The 20,702-nt window shown below is 51.3% G+C and carries 21 protein-coding genes; 10 read left to right on the plus strand and 11 right to left on the minus strand.

Annotation, left to right across the window (positions count from 1 at the left end; translation table 11 throughout):
* Positions 1-1,506, minus strand: a 1,506-nt coding sequence (locus NTV65_01345; protein MCX6113844.1) for a glycosyltransferase family 39 protein, incomplete at its 3' end; no start/stop codon positions are given.
* A 451-nt stretch (positions 1,507-1,957) separates the two neighbouring features.
* Here NTV65_01345 and rsfS point away from each other — a divergent pair.
* Positions 1,958-2,344 (plus strand): ribosome silencing factor, encoded by a 387-nt coding sequence (gene rsfS / locus NTV65_01350; GenBank protein MCX6113845.1) that lies wholly within the window; start codon positions 1,958-1,960, stop codon positions 2,342-2,344.
* Between the two features lie 18 nt (positions 2,345-2,362).
* Here rsfS and NTV65_01355 read toward each other — a convergent pair whose 3' ends face one another.
* A complete protein-coding gene (locus NTV65_01355) occupies positions 2,363-2,683 on the minus strand; it encodes a glycosyltransferase (GenBank protein ID MCX6113846.1) in 321 nt (106 codons plus the stop codon).
* Between the two features lie 388 nt (positions 2,684-3,071).
* Here NTV65_01355 and NTV65_01360 point away from each other — a divergent pair, with 388 nt between their 5' ends.
* Positions 3,072-3,959 carry an acyl-CoA desaturase gene (locus NTV65_01360; GenBank protein ID MCX6113847.1) on the plus strand — a complete coding sequence of 296 codons (888 nt, stop codon included), beginning with the start codon at positions 3,072-3,074 and terminating at the stop codon, positions 3,957-3,959.
* Positions 3,960-3,968: 9 nt separating this feature from the next.
* Here NTV65_01360 and NTV65_01365 read toward each other — a convergent pair whose 3' ends face one another.
* Positions 3,969-4,343 carry a hypothetical protein gene (locus tag NTV65_01365; protein ID MCX6113848.1) on the minus strand — a complete coding sequence of 125 codons (375 nt, stop codon included), beginning with the start codon at positions 4,341-4,343 and terminating at the stop codon, positions 3,969-3,971.
* A gap of 55 nt (positions 4,344-4,398) precedes the next feature.
* On the opposite strand from NTV65_01365, the gene NTV65_01370 reads away from it, so the two are divergent.
* Positions 4,399-5,469, plus strand: coding sequence for a radical SAM protein (locus tag NTV65_01370; GenBank protein MCX6113849.1), 1,071 nt, complete (start codon positions 4,399-4,401; stop codon positions 5,467-5,469).
* 4 nt (positions 5,470-5,473) lie between these two features.
* Here NTV65_01370 and NTV65_01375 read toward each other — a convergent pair whose 3' ends face one another.
* Complete coding sequence (locus NTV65_01375; protein MCX6113850.1) at positions 5,474-7,036, minus strand: FGGY family carbohydrate kinase; 1,563 nt, start codon at positions 7,034-7,036, stop codon at positions 5,474-5,476.
* A gap of 23 nt (positions 7,037-7,059) precedes the next feature.
* Here NTV65_01375 and NTV65_01380 point away from each other — a divergent pair, with 23 nt between their 5' ends.
* The 4 genes from NTV65_01380 to NTV65_01395 all read left to right on the plus strand — a co-directional run bounded on the left by NTV65_01380 (position 7,060) and on the right by NTV65_01395 (position 11,336).
* The gene (locus tag NTV65_01380; protein ID MCX6113851.1) at positions 7,060-8,232 is read left to right on the plus strand and encodes a CofH family radical SAM protein; all 1,173 of its coding nucleotides are present in this window, start codon (positions 7,060-7,062) and stop codon (positions 8,230-8,232) included.
* On the plus strand, positions 8,183-9,160 hold the full coding sequence (gene trpS, locus NTV65_01385; protein ID MCX6113852.1) for a tryptophan--tRNA ligase: 978 nt from the start codon (positions 8,183-8,185) through the stop codon (positions 9,158-9,160). The genes NTV65_01380 and trpS overlap by 50 nt, the downstream gene beginning before the upstream one ends.
* A complete protein-coding gene (locus NTV65_01390) occupies positions 9,141-10,031 on the plus strand; it encodes a 3-methyladenine DNA glycosylase (GenBank protein MCX6113853.1) in 891 nt (296 codons plus the stop codon). Before trpS ends, NTV65_01390 begins: the two co-directional genes overlap by 20 nt.
* A gap of 84 nt (positions 10,032-10,115) precedes the next feature.
* Complete coding sequence (locus NTV65_01395; protein ID MCX6113854.1) at positions 10,116-11,336, plus strand: glycosyltransferase family 87 protein; 1,221 nt, start codon at positions 10,116-10,118, stop codon at positions 11,334-11,336.
* A gap of 11 nt (positions 11,337-11,347) precedes the next feature.
* On the opposite strand, the gene NTV65_01400 is transcribed toward NTV65_01395, so the two are convergent.
* A complete protein-coding gene (locus NTV65_01400; GenBank protein MCX6113855.1) occupies positions 11,348-12,100 on the minus strand; it encodes a hypothetical protein in 753 nt (250 codons plus the stop codon).
* 90 nt (positions 12,101-12,190) lie between these two features.
* Here NTV65_01400 and NTV65_01405 point away from each other — a divergent pair, with 90 nt between their 5' ends.
* The 3 genes from NTV65_01405 (at position 12,191) to NTV65_01415 (ending at position 14,935) form a co-directional block, all read left to right on the plus strand.
* The gene (locus NTV65_01405; protein ID MCX6113856.1) at positions 12,191-13,372 is read left to right on the plus strand and encodes a cupin domain-containing protein; all 1,182 of its coding nucleotides are present in this window, start codon (positions 12,191-12,193) and stop codon (positions 13,370-13,372) included.
* A gap of 17 nt (positions 13,373-13,389) precedes the next feature.
* Positions 13,390-13,722, plus strand: a complete 333-nt coding sequence (locus NTV65_01410) for an AAA family ATPase (GenBank protein MCX6113857.1) — start codon at positions 13,390-13,392, stop codon at positions 13,720-13,722.
* Positions 13,723-13,783: 61 nt separating this feature from the next.
* Positions 13,784-14,935 carry a DUF4143 domain-containing protein gene (locus tag NTV65_01415; GenBank protein MCX6113858.1) on the plus strand — a complete coding sequence of 384 codons (1,152 nt, stop codon included), beginning with the start codon at positions 13,784-13,786 and terminating at the stop codon, positions 14,933-14,935.
* Positions 14,936-15,102: 167 nt separating this feature from the next.
* Here NTV65_01415 and NTV65_01420 read toward each other — a convergent pair whose 3' ends face one another.
* From NTV65_01420 to ung, 6 genes are all read right to left on the minus strand, one after another.
* The gene (locus tag NTV65_01420) at positions 15,103-15,795 is read right to left on the minus strand and encodes an NAD-dependent deacylase (protein ID MCX6113859.1); all 693 of its coding nucleotides are present in this window, start codon (positions 15,793-15,795) and stop codon (positions 15,103-15,105) included.
* Between the two features lie 31 nt (positions 15,796-15,826).
* A complete protein-coding gene (locus NTV65_01425; GenBank protein ID MCX6113860.1) occupies positions 15,827-16,897 on the minus strand; it encodes a class I fructose-bisphosphate aldolase in 1,071 nt (356 codons plus the stop codon).
* Positions 16,898-17,065: 168 nt separating this feature from the next.
* Positions 17,066-17,929, minus strand: a complete 864-nt coding sequence (locus NTV65_01430) for a flagellin (GenBank protein ID MCX6113861.1) — start codon at positions 17,927-17,929, stop codon at positions 17,066-17,068.
* A 21-nt stretch (positions 17,930-17,950) separates the two neighbouring features.
* A complete protein-coding gene (locus NTV65_01435) occupies positions 17,951-18,811 on the minus strand; it encodes a flagellin (protein ID MCX6113862.1) in 861 nt (286 codons plus the stop codon).
* Positions 18,812-19,000: 189 nt separating this feature from the next.
* A complete protein-coding gene (locus NTV65_01440) occupies positions 19,001-19,921 on the minus strand; it encodes a transglycosylase SLT domain-containing protein (GenBank protein MCX6113863.1) in 921 nt (306 codons plus the stop codon).
* Positions 19,922-19,996: 75 nt separating this feature from the next.
* Positions 19,997-20,695 (minus strand): uracil-DNA glycosylase, encoded by a 699-nt coding sequence (ung, locus tag NTV65_01445; protein ID MCX6113864.1) that lies wholly within the window; start codon positions 20,693-20,695, stop codon positions 19,997-19,999.
* Positions 20,696-20,702 lie beyond the last annotated feature (7 nt).

Below are 20,702 nucleotides of genomic sequence, written 5' to 3' on the forward strand. Positions count from 1 at the left end.
CAGAATTGCTGCCATAAGCCACGCTATGATTACGGCCGACTCGAAGCGCCGAATCGAGCGCAGCACCATAAATAGCCCCGCACACACAAACGGCACTATCATCCAGGCAACGGTGCGCATATGAAAATCAGGAATAAAGGGGATAAAGTCCTGATGAAAGAGGTACGGCACCTTATAGAATATCCCCTGCAGGACATCATAAAACTGTTGAGAGGCTTTATTAATAACCATCAACACGATCTGGAGCATTGAGAGACCTCCCTCGACCTCTCCCCATAGCGCGCGTGGGCCGGTAAGATTAAATGGGTTCATGAAGATAATTGTCTTATCTGCGTAGTAGTAACTAAGCGGTAATCCGATCAGCCAAAGCAATACCCCGACCCCGACCCAGGCGAGCTGCGTCCCGCGCAAAGGAGATTTAAACCTGTTGACGAGCCAGTAGATCCCGATAGCGAATACGGGGATCGCTACAGAGCTCTGCCCAGATGGGTATTGATGCCAGGTCAGCCCCATAACGAGTGCAACCCAGACAGCATCAATCACCTTACGGGTATCTGCGGCTCTTATAAGAAGCCAGCACAACAGCAAAGCTGGCCAGGTAGTAACCCCATGTGGATAGATATCTGTGCGCCCCCAGCCGATGTGAAGTGCGTTTAACGCAAGTAACATTGCTGCTATAACGCCGGCCTGCTTGCCCCCTATGCGTCGAGCCAGCAGATACATAAATGGAATAGTAAAGACTCCAACCAGGGCAGAGGACATCCGTAACGCAAGAAGGGTAGTGCCGAAGAGCTTGGTAGTTAGATAGATCGGTAGATAATAGAGTAAGCCTAGTGGTGACCATGGACCGGAAACCCCTTTATTAGCCAAAAACATCCCTTCAAGCGATGTTGCCCCTGCTGAATAGCTGGCGACCTCCCCCTCAAAGGAGTTAAAGATATGATTTATGGCGTAGAGACGAAAGAACAACGCGACAAGGAATATACCGAGCAGAACCGAGCCATCTCGTAGCGTAAAGGAGCTATCGCTTACGCCCCTCTGTGCCAAAGACTCAAGCGGTTGCTCCTTGCGAAAAGCTGCGTAAAAACAGAGTAGCGCTAGGGCGTAACCAACCATAGAGCATCCAATAACCATCCGGGTTGCTGAGCTAATAGCATCACCTTCCCTCGCTCCCTGGCTAAGGGCAAAAATCAGGTGTTGATTGATTAGTGCCCACTGAGCCGTAAATGCTAGGATCAGTCCCAGCGCAAAGAAGTTATGGCGGGGCTTTTTAAAGCGCACACCTGAAACAACGAGCGCTACTATGATCACAGGCAGCAGCGCCAACATGTTCTCGCCGCGGAAACGAAATAAGATATTACCAAGCTTAATCAAGCGGCCTGCCACTGGTTGCAGCGCAACGAGAGCTAACTGGTTTGCGCCATCATCGAGAGCCGCCAGGTAAAAGCCTAGCGCCGTCAATGCGGTTGCAAGTATAAGGAAGAGAGCTACGATGAATTTACTCATGACTAAAACACACAAAAACTAGAGTGACAGTGTACCATCACCGATTCCGGTTAAGTTAGGCCAGAGGAAATCTGCACGCACCTTAAACTTATCAGAATATAGAGCGTCTCTATGCCGTCCCATCCCTGATTAGCCCTTAATGGCTACAATATACCAGCACCTAATCATTGGATAAGTTCCTCTAAAAATACTCAATTATTCGAGGAACTGTGTAGGGTTAGGCATGTAAATTACCCTTGGTAATTGCTGTGCTAACCTGGTATAATAGAGTTGTAAGGTAGAGTTTTTAAGGAGGTCCCACGATCCCACTCCGTCCCGTACATGGCTCTTATCCCCTAGCGTTCGCTCCCTTCTGTGTGCTTCTCTCTCCGAACGCCCCATCTTCTGCCTGCCCGCATCACCTTTCAATCTATCAATCTATTAACCAACTTTATGGAGGAACCAATATCCTATGAAGAATAACCTCGCGCTGGCGTTAAAGAATGATTCAGACTCGTTAAAGGTAGTAAAACGTGTTGTGGCAGCTTGTGAGGATGTGAGGGGAAAGGACGTGCATGTTCTAGACGTGCATTCCATTTCCGACTTCGCTGATTATTTCATCGTAGTAACTGGGCGCTCCGACCGACAGGTACAGGGTATCACGAACCGCGTAATCCAAGAGCTCTCTATCCTTGGCGCAAAGCCGTTGTCGGTAGAGGGGTATCAGGATGGGCAATGGGTGCTTGTAGATTGCGGCGATGTCATAGTTCACATCTTTTACGAGCCGGTACGCGAGTTCTATGACATCGAGAGCTTGTGGATGCGTGCTCGGCGGCTTGATGTAGCAGGTGCTGCATAGCAGCTCAGAATATGCCAGTTAGGACCAGTAGCGTTGATCCGCAATTCGCAGCATCTGCTCCGAATTATAAAATCCCCTCCTCCACGAACGGCGCAACCGAGAGATACGCCGCAACATACGCAGGCCGTGATTCATCACACGCACACTCGATGGAGCGCTGCGTCTAAGTCGCACCGGCACCCGTTTGATCTCAAGCATGCCTGCGATAATAGCTCCAAATTCCCCCTGGTTCTGGGCGAGTGTTAGCACTTGTACATGTTTGAGATTAAGAGCGCGGAGTACCGCGCTAGTTTGATCGGGGCTGCCATCATCGACGAAGATAATTTCGTAACTGGTCACCGTAGTTTAATGTCGCGATTCAAGCTATTGAGATTACGGCGAAGTTTCATAGGTAATTCGATTGGTCGTCCCCTGACCGGGCACGACAGATTTTGTGCCCAGTTAATATTTTTTCCCCTGATTTGCGAAGCAAATCCGCCCCTTAGGGGCTTTTGAGTGTCATTACCGTATGCGAATATTTCTGGAATATGCTCACTACTTACTGCCGCTGTTTAATTTTAGTGCCTATCTCCATCAAATTAGGCAGCGATACTCGATCAATTCGTTCAATTACTGTCAATAAACTAAGCATGTTAGGTATGCCAAATAATTTACGGCGCGCTCCTTGTTCAAGGATCCGGTTCGTGTCACCATTGAACTCTAAAGTATAACTAAGAAGTGGCTCTTTATGTATCACGGCGACGCACTACCAAACGAACGGTTTAGCTTCATAAATATCTTTAAACAGGGTGTTTTTTGGGCTGTCCACCTGGCCTGTCTAGTAGCCATCTGGGTAGGGATTAGCTGGGTAGCTGTGGTCGTATGTCTCGCTTTCTATGTAATTCGTATGTTCGCCATCACCGGCGTCTACCACCGCTACTTCTCTCACCGCTCGTATGAGACAAGTCGCGTTTTTCAGTTTCTGCTCGCCGTGCTCGGTACAACCGCAGCACAGAAGGGGCCAATCTGGTGGGCTTCGCACCACCGCCATCACCACAAGCACTCAGATACCCCAGAGGATATCCATTCACCTATTGTTCACGGTATCTATTTTGCCCACGTTGGGTGGGTACTCAGCTCTCAATTTGTGGACTCCCGTCCTGAGCTGGTCAAAGATCTTACTAAGTACCCAGAGCTATGCTTACTTGAAAAGTACAACCTTGTTCCGCCGATACTACTCGCTGTAGGAATGTTCTTTTTCGGCGGCTGGCTACAGGTTGCTTATCCAGCACTCGGTACCTCCGCTATGCAGATGTTAGTATGGGGCTTCTTTATCAGCACCGTCCTGCTCTATCACGGCACCTTCTGTATTAACTCCTTCACACATCTGATCGGCAAGCGTCGCTTTCCATCAACTGATAGCAGCAAGAACAACCTCTTTCTGGCCTTAATCACCTTGGGCGAGGGCTGGCACAATAACCACCATTATTATCCAGGCTCAGAGCGTCAGGGCTTTTACTGGTGGGAGATCGATATCTCGCACTACATCCTAACGGTGCTCTCCTGGTTCGGCCTGGTGTGGAACCTCCGTGTTCCCCCCGCGCGTGTATATGCGGCAGCAGGGAAGCTTACGTAGGCAAATGCTCTATCCAGCTTGAATCTTAATCTCGCGGTGACACGCTCCGCAGTTCTCAAAAAGGGGATACAGCTCCTGCGTGGCTAGAACCACGAGTGGCTCCCTGCACTTTGCGCAGGAGATCTCAGCGTGTGAGATCCTTGTTTTCTCCCTATGAATCCTTAGGATAATAAATGGAGAGATTAAGAGCGTCAGGGGTACGAGTACGAAATGTGCTCCCGGAATACAGAGGCATACACAGGCCACCAAGAGACACGCCCCGCTCGCCTTAAGCGAGCGCATAAGACGCGCCCGCTCGCTAAAGTGCAGCACCGTAATAGACCCATGCGAAGTTGTATCGGCGTAACTAGCAACGATCTGGTGAGTCACAACTTGAGTTGTCATAGGTTATCCTTTACATAACGGTAAAACATGGTGAATAATTACGTGTATAGTTAGCATGAAACCAGAGATATCTAGCCACATCTGCGCTGCAGCCACAATCGACCCGCGCTCGCTCCCTCCACAGCAGCTCTTTAGTAGAGCCAGCGATCTAGGCATCTCCCAGGAGGTTACCAGAAGGTGGGCCGGGGCCGTCATTGGGCGGGGTGAATATATCGCCTCAACCGTTATGGCTAAGAGCCATATCGCAAAAAGATTTGCACAGCACCTATCGGATCTCCCCGCACTCTCTCTCACAACGCACCAACGTTCGGAGGTAGATGGATTTGAGAAGCTACTCTTCACAACACCTGATGGCATGGGGATCGAAACCGTTTTGATCCCCCTTAAGAAGGAGGGCTCCGTTAGCATCTGCCTCTCCTCGCAGGTCGGCTGCGTAATGGGGTGTACCTTCTGCGCCACTGCGCGCATGACTAAGCGCCGTAACCTTCACTCCTGGGAGATCCTCGACCAATATATTCAGGCCCGTAAGCTCGTACTATCGCAGGGGCGCCGCGTTACAGGAGCTGTGTTTATGGGGATGGGGGAGCCATTTCTTAACTTTACACAGGTGATTACTGCCGCACAGTGGCTCTGCTTTCCCGTTGAACACGCTATCTCTGGCAAGGCCATTACCATCAGCACCGTAGGACTAGTCCAAGAGATAGAGCGCTTTACCGATCTAAAGCTCCCCTTTCGGCTCTCTATCAGCCTCGGTGCGGCAACGGATGAGAAACGGGCACGCCTCGTACCGGTTGCTGCACGAACACCGGTGCACGTTCTTATGGCTGCGGCACGTCGCCACGCCCTGGCGCGCAAGGTCCGAGTTAACCTCTCATACGTTTGTATCAAGGGTGAGAACGTGAGCGAAGATGACGCTCGGGAACTAGCGCTACTTGTTGAAGACACCCCGATTAGACTTGATCTGATCGACGTAACGGATCACTCGGGGCGCTATCAACCCCCCTCACCTGAGGAGCTTAAGGCCTTTCGTGATGCGCTCTCTTTTCATCTAAAGCAACCCGTAGCACGGCGCTACTCCGGAGGGGCAGATATCAAGGCCTCCTGCGGCTCCTTAGCAACGCAGTAGGGCCCTATATTGGCTCAACCTCAGCATGTGCAGGCAAAGCGCCGTTAAGGGTGTCCTGCTCCAAGCGCTGCCACATCAAATAACGCTTACGCCGCTCTGGACGCTCGCAGCGATAGCTCCTGCTGGGCTCCTGCTGGTTAAACTGATGTGCCTCGAATTCGTTGTTTACTGACATCCAGGCACACAGGGCTGCCCCCCTAGAGCCCGCCTCATGGGTCGCAAGACGGTGCAAAATATGCCCAGAAACATCCGAGATATACTGCAGAAGATAACCTAGCTCTGAGCCCCCACCCGCCACATCGATCTCGTTCGGAAGCACCTCTCCAAGCAGCCCCTTGTCCGAGAACTCCTCTAGCATCCGAACAACCAGATTCCCAACGTTCTCAACGATAGCACGCGCGCGGTCGGCCGTTGTAGCGTCTGGCTTACTCACCATTACGTTAGGAACTCCGTGCTCCCATCTTGGAAGGGAGTGCCTATGATTTACAAAATATGCGGTCGCACGTCCCTGCAAGTGCTCCTGTTCTGCACGCTCGCACATGGCGTTTAATTCCTTCGAGCTCTTACACCACTCACGCCGTAACGGCTCCAGCAGAACCGTACCGGTCACCGGCGAGGTCGTCTCAATCAGAAACTTCATCTCGCGCGCATAACTATTCGGAATAAGGCGCGAGAGTAAAACACTCGTCATCATACCAGTTTTCTGAACTACGTTGCATCCAGTATCGAGGGTCAGCGCCGCAATGGTACCAAGGTTCAGAAGGGGTCGCCGCTTTATTCCACTACGCCCGATCAGTGCTGCCTGTTGGTCCCCTAGTAGCGCAACTATCGGCACTCCAGCATAGTGCGTATGGGGCGCCAGCGAGGGATTAATTCTAGGCAACCTATGGGGGTCAACCTCAAAATCTCGGCACAGATCGTTGCTCCAGCCCCGCTCTGTAAGTGCATAGAGCATCGTTCTGGCCGCCATCGTATCCTCAGTTACGAAGACCTTTTTGCCACTCATACGGTGCAGCAGAAAGGCATCAAGGGTCGCAACGTAGATCGAGGGCTCAAGAAACTGTCTCTGTAAAAGATGAATCTTGCCAGCAGCGAAGTTAGGGATGGTCGGAAGCCCGGTTTTAAGTGAGATGCGCTCAACCCCTCGGCCAAAATTCTGAATAATCGGCCCCGTCCGGGTATCGGCCCAGGTTATTACGGGGTGACGGGGCCTGCCGTCAATAGAGTTCCAGGCCAAGACCCCTGAGCGTTGTACAGCTAGTCCGGCGGCCCTAATCTTGACCCCCTGCTCATTGCTCCAAGCGACGGCTCTGTTGAACACCTCTGTAACGGAGGTAAGTAACCCCTCTGGGTCCTGCTCAACGCAGGGGTTATTATCAATACGCGCCGGTACCGCTGCAGCGAACTCCTGCACGGCGTTCCCGGTAGCATCAACCAGGAGCCCCTTGGTTGAGCTGGAGCCCTGATCTACCCCTAAAAACAGCTCATTATCGCTCATTGAATCATCACTCATTGAATCATTGCTCGTTATTGCTATATTGTCCCATGGTGCTGTAGCTTTTGCCACATAATACGTCACTAATGAAAACCGTGAAAAGAAAAGCAGAGCTAACAAATAAGGTAACCGATGGCGAGCGTCTGGATCGCGTAGAAGCGCTTGAGCTCTGGAACCTTTTTGAGTTTACGGAACTGGCAACGCTCGCACAGACGGTTCGTTTCCGTCACAATCCAGCACCGCACGTCACCTACCTGATCGACAGAAATATTAACTACACGAATGTCTGTAACACTGACTGCTCTTTCTGCGCCTTCTACCGCCACGATCCACGCGACCCTGAAGCCTACGTTCTCTCGCGTGAAACATTAACTAGCAAAGTTACAGAGGCTCTTAAGCTTGGCGCAACGAGGTTATTGCTACAGGGTGGACACAACGACGAGCTCCCCTACTCCTTTTATCTTGAATTAATCGAGTGGCTACACACTAATTTTAAGATAGATCTTAACGCCTTCTCCCCATCTGAGATCCATCAGATGACCCTTATCTCCGGCAAGGATGCGCTCGAAGTGCTGCAAGAGCTTAAAGCACGCGGGCTACACGGCTTGCCGGGAGGCGGAGCTGAGATCCTAGATGACGAGGTGCGCCGCAAGATTAGCCCAAAGAAGATCTCTACTGAGCGGTGGATAGAGGTTATGCAGGCAGCACAGTCGCTAGGTCTAGTAACGACCGCAACGATGGTGATAGGTTTTGGAGAAACGATTGAACACCGCATCAATCACCTTGAGCAACTCCGCGCCCTGCAAGATCAATCGTTAACGCAAGGCCAACCTGGCTTTAACCTCTTTATCTCCTGGACCCATCAGTTTAACGAACGCACCTCGCTCGGACGGAGCCGTCACGTTGCCAAATACGGCGCAGGCGCCGTTGAGTACCTGAAAAATGTAGCGTGGAGCCGTATTTTTCTCGATAATATTAAGCACCACCAATCGAGTTGGCCAACCTGTGGACCTCACGTTGCAGAGATAGGGCTACACGCTGGTTGCGATGATATTGGCAGCACCATGATGGAGGAGAACGTGGTATCTAAGGCCGGGGCGCCCACAGCACAAAAATGGAGCATGAGCCCACAGGAGCTAGAGTTGCATATTCAACAGGCCGGATTTACGCCACTACAACGAGATAGTAGTTTCAATATCATCGGGAGATCAGAACAACATGACGACCTCAAAGAAACGGGCCCTGACGGGCTTGCGAGCAACGGGTAACCTGCACCTTGGAAATTATCTAGGAGCGCTGCGCCCGGCGCTTGAGTTAAGCAAAACTTACGACTGCTTATACTTTATTGCCGATATGCACTCGCTCACAAGCAATCGTGATCCTGCGGCGCTTGCCTCTCAGACCCTCGATCAGGTCGCAACTTGGTTAGCCTTAGGACTCGATGTTGAAAAGCATATCCTCTTTAGACAGTCGGACGTTACAACCGTAACGGAGCTAATGTGGTACCTAAGTTGCGTGACCGGGCTCGGGCTACTTGAGAAAGCGCACGCCTACAAAGATGCCGCGGCGCAAGGGAACGAGGTCAGCCACGGAGTCTTTGCCTATCCGGTGTTGATGGCGGCCGATATCTTGCTATACGAACCGGATCTTGTACCGGTCGGCAAAGATCAAAAGCAACATGTCGAGATGGCGCGTGATATGGCGGGCTCCCTGAATGCCATCTACGGGGATCTCCTAAAGCTACCACAGCCGATAATTAACGAGCAGGTCATGATCATCCCTGGCCTCGATGGTAGGAAGATGTCGAAGTCATACAACAACGAGATCCCGCTCTTCTGCGAGGAGCCCGTGCTGCGCAAGAAGGTCATGTCGATTAAAACTGATTCCACGCCCCTTGAGGAGCCTAAGATCCTTAAGGGGACCCTAGTCGGTGATCTCTACGCTCTTTTTGGTACAGGACAGCAATATGAAGATTTAAGCTCACGTCTTCAAAACGGTGGGCTGGGGTGGGGGCACGCTAAGGAGGAGCTTTTTGTCGTGATTAATGAGCATCTGCGCGAGACGCGCGCCAGGTATATGGAGCTACGGCGTGATGAAGAGGCTCTCAAAGCGACCCTGCGTATGGGGGCTGAAAAGGCGCGCACTATAGCTAACGCTACATTACACCGCGTGAGATATGCGCTCGGATTCAGATAAGCATTTAGTGGGCCTTGCACCTGCTACGTGGCGCGCCCAAAAAGCTGCACACCTTGCAAGGGTAAGGGAGTGGACCACGGCAAGAACGGCACGTGCTGGGCGAGCAATCTCGCACCCAGTCTACGACTTTCTTTTTGAGTACTATTCATTTCGTCCAGCGCACCTTGAGCGTTGGAGCCCTGGGGCTGATGTTATCCTTGAAGGATGCTCCAGTTCGGAGCTTGATTGGCCCAATGATGCGCTAGCAACGGAAACGGGCTGGACAATTCCATCAAGCTCATTTCCAAGCCACAGGCACCGTTTTATAGATTGGGGGATTCGCTACCTAAGCGGTATCGCGGAGCGTCCACCCCTTTACTCCTGCTTTGGGCTGCATGAGTGGGCGATGGTATATAAGAGCGATCAGCCGCGACATAGCAAGGTACCGCTGCGACTTAGCTCGCAGGAGATCTCCCTGGTTGTTGAGGGCGCTGGACTTCGTTGTACGCACTACGACGCCTTTCGCTTCTTTACCCCTAAGGCTGTGCCCCTTAACAAGACACCCCTTACGCGAGAAGTGACCTCTGATTTTGATCAACGTGGCTGTATTCATGTAACGATGGATCTCTATAAATTTGCGCATAAGATCTCCCCGTGGTGTCCAAGTGATCTAGTAGCCGATGCGTTTCTGCTGGCAGCCGATGCACGTTCTATCGATATGCGGGCCAGCCCCTACGACCTACGTAACCTTGGCTTTGAGCCGATCCAGATCGAAACACCGCAGGGACGGGAGGAGTATGTTAAGGAACAACGCAGGCTCTCGGACCTTGCGACACCCATTCGCACACGGTTACTTGAGGTTTATCGCTCACTCCTGGTGATCAGAGCCTAGTCGGTAGATCTACTTATCCCGGGGTTAATAGTTGTGAAATAACCCCGCTACAGGCCTCATTATTTCTGATATCTTCAAGCGAATATGCGCTCAATTGCACTGAAACTCATCGCTCTGCTTGTTTTCGCTTGCCTGAGCTACTATGCAACAACCTATGTAACCGAAGATGATCTTATTGATCTGAAAATTTATCTCTATAGTGCCGAGCGCCTCAGTCGAGGTGAGCCTATCTATAATGTTCGCTATGCATTTCCCCTACGCGCTACAGATTTTGAATTGCAATACCTCTACCCTCCAGCCCTTGCCGCACTCCTCGCCCCATTAGTAAGTATCTCCACTACGATAATAACTCCGATAATAACTCCGATAATCATATTCGTCTGGCAATGCGGGAGCATAATCGCCCTCGCTTTAACGGCATATATGCTTGCACAGTTGCTATCTGGGTACTTAGGTACAGGCCGATCACCAGCAAACAGCTACGTCTTATTCTTACTCCTAGCACTGTGGCCCCCTACACTTTACGGCATTGCGTGGGGTCAAGTGAACGCTTTTATCCTGGCCCTATTGGTCGGCGCTGCATTTTTTACCTCGAAACGACGAGACCGCCTAGCAGGACTGTCTCTAGGTCTTGCAATCGCCCTCAAGGCAACCCCTGCAATCCTGATTGTGCCATTTATAGTAAACAAGCGCTGGCGGGCGCTCTTTTATTGCTGCTTGGGAGCGCTGGCTGCTCATCTTCCCCTCATGCTGTATCCAAACGGTCTTGCAACGATCCAGAGCTTTCTGAGTACAGTAGGCGAGATAGCCGCAGGGCAGGTAGTTAAGGATCCCTTCTACGACTACTCACTACGTCACTTTGCGCCGTTCTTTGTTGATGCACCGGCGACGCTTTTTTTGGTGTTTTCACTCTCTCTCATAACCGCATATCTAGTGCTACTGTTTCGCATGTCGCGCCTACCCGTTAATGGCGCACCGCAATCGTTATCACACGATCTTCTGTGTGCTTTCCAGCTCCTTAGCGGTATCCCAATCATGATCATTACCTCCCCCCTTGTTTGGTTTCATCACTTAGTTTGGCTCTTTCCGCCCTTGGCAGCAGTAATGTTTTTGGGCAAGACCCCCTTTATTCGTGGATCCGGGCGGCTGATATATATCATTTTAGCCCCTTTGTTATATGTGCACGTATTTATTCGCCACTGGGAGCAGCCTGGAGAGTGGATTATCAAAACACTCCCGCTAGTCCTCTCTGTAATGACATTTTTTTTGCTGGCAAAGCTTATTACACGTCACCGCACCGAGTAGCTGCTAAATAGTTACGGCAACGCCTTATAAATCTGGCCAAATAATCCGGTCAATATCTTTAGCTCGCGCGTTGATAGCCTGCCTCGACGGGTAACGTTAATCAGAAGATCTCGCACATGTTGCGGTGCGTGTTCATTGAGAAACCCTACGTCCTCTGAAACTCTAAGCACCATATCGGTAAAGTTCTCAAGTTGTGCACTCGTTGGCCAATCGTCATGAAGTGGGCCAATAACATCTTGCTTGCTGCTACGCAGGGCATAGAGCGCTAGGAGCACCGCTTGCGCCAAGTTGTATGAGCGATTCCCTGCTGCTGACGGTATGCGGACTAGAAACTGACAGAGTGGAAAATGCTCCCTACGGAGCCCCACCTCCTCGGAGCCAAAAACTAAGGCGATCGTTCGATGCGGGCCATCTACAAGCGAGCCCGTCCACTCACTTAAGAGTCGTTGCGGAGTGCGGTGGCGTCCACTATCAGAGGCAAAGCCTACAACCTCGTGCGCGTCGGCTACGGCTTCTCTCAGTAGATCAAAGCGCGCGGCGTTATCAATTACATCACAACCCCAACACGAGACCCCCCGCGCCATCTCAGGGTCAAAGCGCTCAGGCGCCACTAGGCGCAGCTCCTTTACATCCAGATTGCTCATGGCACGCGCCACTGCGCCGATATTTCTAGCATCCTTGGGCTCTACAAGGACCACAATTATGCGTGGCCCCTGCTCTTTCGGGCTAAGATCGCCGTATCCTGGTAACTCTCTATCTTTCATCTCTAGTAACTAGTCAGCATAAACTAAGGACGACCGCACACGTAGATGCTATGTATGCGCTCATCCTTAGTTTATACTGAATGGTTACATATGAGCAAAATACCAAATATTAAATGGCCCATTCTCGGAAAGCTCTCTCAACGTGAGTTTTTAAGTCGCTACTGGCAGAAACGTCCCCTTTTGATGAAGCGCGCGCTTTATCCCTTCCCGGACGTGATCACCCCAGAGGAGGTGGCTGGCATGAGCTGTGACGAGCGTGTTGAATCGCGCTTAATCATGGAGAAGGGGGGGCGTCACCCGTGGGAGCTTAAGCGCGGGCCCTTTAAGCCCGCAATGTTTAAGAAGCTCCCGAAGAGCCACTGGACCATCCTGGTAAACGGCGCTGACCGATTTGTCCCAACCCTTAACGGATTTCTTGACCATTTCTCGTTCATCCCATTCTGGCGCATGGATGACATCATGGTGAGCTACGCTGATGACAAGGGAAACGTCGGGGCACACGTTGATAACTTCGATGTATTTCTAGTTCAAGCAGCAGGTAAACGTGAGTGGAGGATCGAGAGTCAGCCGATCTTAAAGGATGATTTTATTCCCGATCTGCCGGTCAGGCTCCTTAAGAAATTTAAGCCCACTCATAAATGGGTGCTTGAGCCCGGTGATATACTCTATCTGCCGCCCCGTTTTCCGCACCACGGAATTGCACGCGGTAATGGCTGCATGACGATCTCGGTTGGATTTCGAGCGCCTAGCACGAGCGAGCTAATTAACAACGTAGTGGCGAGCGCCCTTTCTCAGATTGATGAGACCGTTAGATTCTCGGACCCTGATTTAAAAGCTCAGGCGCCGGGAGAGATCTCAAAATCTGCTATCAAGAAGATCTCCGCTTCAATTAAAGAGGCGCTGACTAATGAGAGTTTTATCGCTGATTGGCTCGGTCGTTTTACAACTGAGCCGTACTGTGATGTAAAGCTTGAAGCTAACGCGTATCCCGTAACGCAAGCAAAGGTTGCCAAGGTTATTCGAGAGTCCGCCTTTATCGTACGCGCAGAGGGTTCAAGGCTCGCATTTGTGCGAAACAGTAAGACCGCCATCTCGCTCTTCGTTAACGGCGAGCGCCGAGAGCTTTCAGGCAAGGTCGCCCTGTGTGCTCAGATCCTGGCCGATCGAATTATCGTGCCGGTAGGTGACATAATTTCGCTCTTAAATGACGGGCAGGTGCAGCAACTCTTTGTGAATCTATTGAGTACTGGTGCTGTTGTGCTTGAGGAATAAAGGCAGCACTACTAAAAGTGCAAAGCTGCCTACCACCATATATGGAGCTTATCGCCAAGCTTGACCTACCGGTGCTCGTAGTATCACTCCATTATCTAGGCAGTATTAATCACACCCTCCTTACTATTGAAGCTCTTCGTGCAAGGGGTGTCGCGATTATGGGCGTTGTTTTTAACGGAGCAGAGCTACCTGACTCTGAGCGTATTATCGAGCGCTTAGGGCAGGTGCACATTATCGGCAGGATTCCAGAACTTGCAGAGCTCTCACCGGAGACTATTCGCTCAGTAGTTCCGCAGCTGAAGCTATACTATTTAACTAGTCAGGCCCGCTCAATAGGTCCCGGTTCATAGGGTACAATCGGGAGAATGCTGCATTTACACTGCGGTGATAATAGCTTACAATTTACCCACTATGTATAATAGGCGGCTAACTGCTCCAAATCACTCGTTCTTTCTCTTTGGTCCGCGCGCCACAGGGAAAACAACATGGCTCCGTAACCAGGTATCAGCAAGCTTATGGGTAAATTTGCTGCTCGATGAAGAGCTTATTCCGATCCTTACCAGCCAAGTCCAATTTAGAGCTCAAGTGAATGCCCTACCAGCCGGGTCTTGGGTTGTCATCGACGAAGTACAGAAAGCACCCTCTCTCTTAAACCATATTCAGGATATCATCTCCCTACGTGGTGATGATATCCGTTTCGCGCTGAGTGGTTCGAGCGCGCGTAAGCTGCGGCGCATGAATGTTAACCTACTCGCCGGGCGCGTCATTCAGCGTAACTTCTTTCCCCTCACGTTTGCCGAACTCGGAGCTGAATATTCGCTAGAGTCAGCAATCACGACGGGGCTACTTCCTGGCATAGTGAACCAAAAGGAATTCGGCCCCGAGATGTTGGAAGCCTACGTCGCTACCTATCTCAAAGAAGAGATTCGCCAGGAGGCTCTCGTAAAAGATATCGCTTCGTTTACCCGCTTCCTTCGAATTGCCTCTATCATGAATGGGCAGCTACTTTCTTACACTAACGTCGCGCGTGATGCAGGTGTCGCGAGGAGCACTGTCGAAAGATATTTTGAGATCCTCGTCGACACACTCATCGCTACAATCGTCCCAGCTTGGCAGCCTCGTGCAAAGGTGCGCGAGGTCGCTCAGCCAAAGTTCTTTCTTTTTGATTGTGGCGTTGCTCGAGCACTACAGGGACTGATCCGTGATACTCCCCGAGAGTATGAAACCGGCGCATTACTCGAAACTCTCGTTTTGCATGAACTGAGAGCCGCAATTTCCTACTTAAACTGTGGCGGCGAAATCTACCACTGGAGAACAAGTGGCGGCTCAGAGATAGATTTTATTTGGCAAAGAGGTGAGCGTGTCATTGGCTTTGAGATCAAGTCATCGAGCCAGTGGCGCTCAGATTTCGGAAAGTCCCTGCGTCCCCTTCTTCACGAAAAGAAGCTCTCAAGAGGTATCGTTATCTTCCGGGGCAAAACTCCAACATTGCAAGAAGGCGTCGAAGGATTTCCGTTGTTGAACTTTCTTCAACTGCTCTGGAGTGGAGAGATTCTGAGGTAGCAAAGCCACTCCAAACTTATCTAGAGGCCGCCGGTAACTATTCACTTGGTCAGACCAGTGTATCGCCCACCTGAGCATTTATACCTAGCCGTTCTGGAGAACGGCGTTCCCAGCGCTTCGCCGCATCGTTATTCTATTGGGGTAGTTATTGAACACCTATGCTGACTCTACGCCATCATAGCGCGCAGCTGACTGACAATACGTGGGACCCCCTCACTAGCTATCGTCTGCACAACATGAAAGGTCTCGTCGGCTAATCCAGAAGGGTTTGGATCGACTACAAACTTCGTAGACTCAAACGGCACATGATCTACCAAGCTTGCCGCCGGATAGACCTCTAGTGATGTTCCAACTACGATAAAGAAATCGGCGCTCTTTGCGACCTCAATGGCGCGCTCCATCAGCGGCACCGCCTCACCGAACCAAACTACGTGCGGACGAAGCTGTGAGCCCTCCTCACACCGATCTCCAAGCTCGATATCGGTCGTGCAATCGCGCAGTAGCTTTTCATTGCGAGAGCTGCGTGCCTTCATAATCTCGCCGTGCAGGTGGATAACCTCGCTACTTCCGGCGCGCTCGTGCAGATCGTCGATATTTTGCGTAATAATCGTAACCTTAAAGAGGCTTTCAAGCTCCTTGAGCGCTAGGTGCGCTGCGTTCGGCTTAGAAGCCTGTATCGAACGACGCCGCTTGTTGTAAAAGCGCAAGACCTGCCCCGGATCACGTCGCCAACCCTCTGGAGTTGCGATCTGTGATATCTGCATCCCCTCCCATAAACCACCACTGCCACGAAAGACGCCTAGGCCGCTCTCTGCGCTTATGCCAGCACCGGATAGTACAACAACGTGGCGATCTCGCACTCTATATGCCTCTTGTCTGAAATAGAAGAATTTAGGCGATCGTAAGATCCTTACAGAGGTACACATCCTGAATTGCGTTTAGGAGCTCGACACCATCCTTCATCGGCTTCTGGAAGGCTTTACGACCAGAGATTAGCCCCATACCACCCGCGCGTTTATTAATCACGGCGGTCTTAACGGCCTCACTCAGATCGTTACTACCCGAACCACCACCTGAGTTAATCAAGCCGATGCGACCCATATAGCAGTTTGCAACCTGGTAACGAGCCATGTCGATGATATGCTCGCTACAGAGCGTAGTGTACATACGCTCATCGAGCTTGCCGTACGATGATGTGCCGGTATTAAGCGCCTTAAAGCCTCCGTTGTTTTCGGGCAGCTTCTGCTTGACGATATCAGCCCCAATCGTTGCACCTAGATGGTTAGCCTGGCCGGTTAGGTCCGCAGCAACTTCGTGGTTAACACCGTTAACCTTAAAGCCTGCATTACGAACGTAGCACCACAGAATGGTTGCCATACCGAGTGAGTGCGCCTCTGAGAACACCTTAGAGACCTCTACGATCTGACGGGTAGATTCGGGCGAGCCGAAGTAGATCGTTGCTCCTATAGCGGTACAGCCCTGGTTCCAAGCATCCCGTACCTGCGCAAACATGACCTGGTCGTGTCTGTTCGGATAAGAGAGTAGCTCGTTATGATTAATCTTCAGGATAAACGGAATCCGATGCGCATACTTGCGCGCTACACTACCAAGGCCGCCGTAGGTTGTTGCAACCGCGTTACACCCTCCCTCGATAGCAAGGCGCACGATATTCTCCGGATCAAAATAAATTGGATTCTTTGCGAATGAAGCCCCTGCTGAGTGCTCAATGCCTTGATCAACTGGCAGGATCGAGAGGTATCCGGTGCCATTTAGGCGGCCATGATCATAGAGCGATTGAATTGAACGCAGGACTGGCACCGAGCGGTCGGAGTGGGATAATACCCGCTCGATAAAATCTGGCCCCGGCTGTGAGATCTGTGTAGCTGGGATGCCCTTACAGGTATGTTCAAGTAATGACTTGGCCTCTGATCCTAAGAACTCTGCTATGTCGCTTATATTCATACATGACTCCATGATAACGGTGCGATTATAGGGGGTTCTTACCGGCTGGATCAAGGGGTGCTAACCTATCAGGGGTCGATTTGCAGAGCAAATTGCGTTTTGTAACATTAACTATTCACACAAAATTTAACATCCCCGATCAGAGGATGCTCATTTTAAGGGTGAAAGTTAATCACGCAGCAGCGAGAGAACCAAACGGGGCTGCATATTGGCCTGTGCCAGGATGGCTGTTCCCGCCTGCTGCAGGATCGTTGAACGCGAGAGCTCCGTGCTCTCGGCCGCTACATCTATATCCATAATAGCGCTCTCTGCGGCTTGGAAGTTCTCGCGCGCTACGGCGAGATCCCTAATGGTCATAGCAAGGCGACTCTCTACAGCACCGAGGGTACCCCTGTTTCTTGTAACTGAGGTAACAGCGGCTTTAATAGCATCGAGCGCAAGCCTTGAAGCTGATTGGGATTCAAGAGTTGTCGCTCCGAATAAAGAATAGGTATGGACCGATGATCCCGCTGCCGCCAGGCCAAGCGACGCCAGGGTGGCCTGAACACCTGAGAACGAGATCTGCGAGAGCGAGGTCCCATCAAAACCAACCTGAAAGGAAACGCCACCACCACCACTCAACAACTGCAACCCGTTGAACGTTGTAGTGTGTGCAACCCGCTCAACCTCGCTTAGCAGCGCAGAGAATTCGCTTTGTAGCGCCGCGCGCTGCTGATTACTATATGCCCCGTTAATAGACTGCTCGCTCAACTCAACCAAGCGCGTCAGTACCTGTGAGATCTGCCCAATAGCTCCATCAGCAATAGAGATGATAGAGATACCATCTGTAGCATTCCTAGTGGAGACAGCTGAAACGCGGGTATCTCCACGTAAACTTTGCGCAATCGCCAAACCCGCCGCGTCATCGGTCGAGCGATTGATACGCAATCCACTTGAGATCCTTTGATACGACTGGTTCAGGGTCTCAGTTGAGAGCTTTATATTACGTTGAGCTCTCAAGGACGCGACATTTGTTTTAATGCCTAACCCCATACTCGCATCCTATCTAGGCGTTTACTGTAGTAACTGCAGGGCTAACTTCGGCTGTTGATTGGCCTGTGCCAAGATCGCAGCGCCGGCCTGTTGCAAGATGCTAAGGCGCGTCAGCTCCGCAGCTTCCGTAGCAACATCCACATCTCTAATCTGACTCTCTGCCGCTGTGAAGTTTTCACGAGCAACTTGCAGATTATTGATCGAGGTATGAAGGCGGCTCTCCAATGCTCCAAGTCGACCACGATTGTTGTTAATCGAAACTACCGCAAGCGCAATTGCATCTAGCGCCAGCCGAGCAGCGGATTGCGCCTCTGCAACGGTAGCTCCTGAAATCGAGTAGGTTGGTGCCGATTCGCCCGCTGCTGCTAGGCCAATCGCTTGTAACGTTGTGTCAACGTTGTCGTAAGATAAGCGTGAGAGCGAGCTTCCGTCGAAACCGATCTGGAACACAAGTGACTGGCCGCTACTCAGTAGGTTCAGCCCGTTAAACTTGGTCGTTACTGCAATACGTTCAACTTCGCTTGCAAGTGCTGAGAACTCGTTTTGCATCGCCGAACGCTGTACATGGTCGAATACACCGTTGGCGCTCTGTTCTGCTAGTTCGGAAAGTCTATTCAAGGTTGCCCCGATCTGTCCAATCGCCTGATCTGCTATCGAAATAACAGAGATACCATCGTTAGCATTTCTAATAGCTACCGTTGCTATCGCAGATTCTGCCTTCAGGCCCTCTGCTATCGCGAGACCTGCAGCATCATCGCTTGCTCGATTGATCCTAAGTCCGCTCGCTAATCGGGCGTATGATGTCTTGAGACGCTCACTCGACTGATCTACGTTTCTTTGTGCTATTAGCGAGGGTAGGTTCGTTCGAATATTAATCGCCATTTTATCTTCTCCTTGGCTGACCAGCCCACTATAATTTGGGCTGGTACTGTGTTCTCCTAAACTGGTCCGGGTCTTTGCGTCTCAACGGCAAACTTTGCCGTCATGACGTTTCAAAGATGGAAAGGAGCAAGGAGCTTGCCAAGAGTTGGCTTTAGGCTAGGGCATGGCTTGCAACTACTCGATGTAGCACTAGAAAAGCTGCTTACCATCGATCACCCTAGTAACGTACTCACGGGTCGAACGGGGAAGAAATGGGGCCACATGGTCGTAGTGTGCAGGGTCACGTCCTGCCCGTTCACTACGATTTTGAGCAGAAGCTACCCTACCCTCACCAGCATTGAACGCCGCAACCGCCAACTTCTCTAACGAAGTTTCATCAACAGCCTTATGGGTTCTTAGCTTATTGGGGAGATCGGTCGGCGCACGAAAGATATCGTGCAGGTACTTCAGGTAAGAGGTGCCGAGCTCCATATTAAGATCGGGATTAAAGGGGTCGTAGCTCCTCTCGGTATCCCCAGCTTTGGAGAGGAGAAACTTGCCGGTTGTATCTAGGAGCTGAAAGAGTCCCTTTGAGGCGTGCCCATCGGAGCTAACCGCTGTTGTATTAAAACTAGATTCTGCCTTAACAACCGCCATTGATAGCGCTGGGTCTAGCCCAACCTTCTCACTCAGGGAGTGCAGCCGAGCACGGATCTCCTGCGTTGCGAGTTGCGGCACTTGCCGTTCAGCAATCACCGGAGCGTTCTGTAGATCTATGCGCTTGACCTCAAGCACCGTCGGAACTTTGACGTTCTGTGCCGTGTCCACCACTTGAATAGGCTGGCTCTCGCTAGCTCCAAGCGGGGTCATACGGGGCATCTCAAGGCTTGAATCGGGGAGTCTCAGGCTCGCTTTAAACTCCTCCAGCGGATTTCGGCCCCCCTCTCTAATGGCCGCAAATTGAGGTGGATTTTGAAGATCCCCTATCGTTTCAGTAGGTTTGGCGGTTTTGGTAAGCACGCCTTTCAGATCCTGCTCAAACGAAACGCTCTCGTCCTTTACAGCATGGTGAGCTGGCGCCTTAAGCAGGCCCGAGATATCTTTGTATGAGGCTCCAAAATCGATACGCATATGGTGCTTTTCCTATGCACCATGCTTTGCACTAGACGTGCCAACATTACAGCTGTTATTTCAGTATGTTACGCGCTATAAATGGTCAGACAAGCGCCAATCTACCGGCACTAGTCCGTGCTGTAATAGATAGTCATTGGCCTGAGAGAAGTGCTTGCATCCAAGAAACCCACGGTAAGCCGAAAGGGGTGAAGGGTGCGGCGCCTCAAGTACTAGGTGCTTGGCACGATCAACGAACGCCCCTTTTTTCTGCGCATAGGCGCCCCACAACATAAACACTATATGTGAGCCGTGATCATTTAACTCTCGAATGATCCGATCCGTAAATCGCTCCCATCCCCGTAACGCATGCGAGCCTGGCTTGCCCTCCTCAACGGTTAAGACAGAGTTAAGTAAAAGCACCCCCTGCCGAGCCCACGGCTCAAGATCTCCCTGTTTTGACCTCGCAATACCGAGGTCGCCCTCAAGTTCAAGGAAGATATTAACTAAACTTGGCGGAGGAGGCGTTGGTGCTTTGACAGAAAAACAGAGACCGTGTGCCTGATTTGGTCCGTGATAGGGATCCTGTCCGATAATAACCACCTTGGCCTGATCGAATGGGGTACATTGCAGGGCGTTAAAAACCTCGGCGTTTTTTGGATATACGACGGTGCCTGTACGGCGCTCAGACTCAACAAAATCTAGCAGCTCACGGAAATAGGGTTGCTCCCGCTCTCCGCTGAGCACCTCTGTCCAGGTTAATTTCGGTGTTGTTATATGAGCAGCAGTACCCATGGTAGAA

Source organism: Pseudomonadota bacterium (assembly GCA_026390555.1).
Lineage (GTDB): Bacteria > Bdellovibrionota_C > UBA2361 > UBA2361 > OMII01 > OMII01.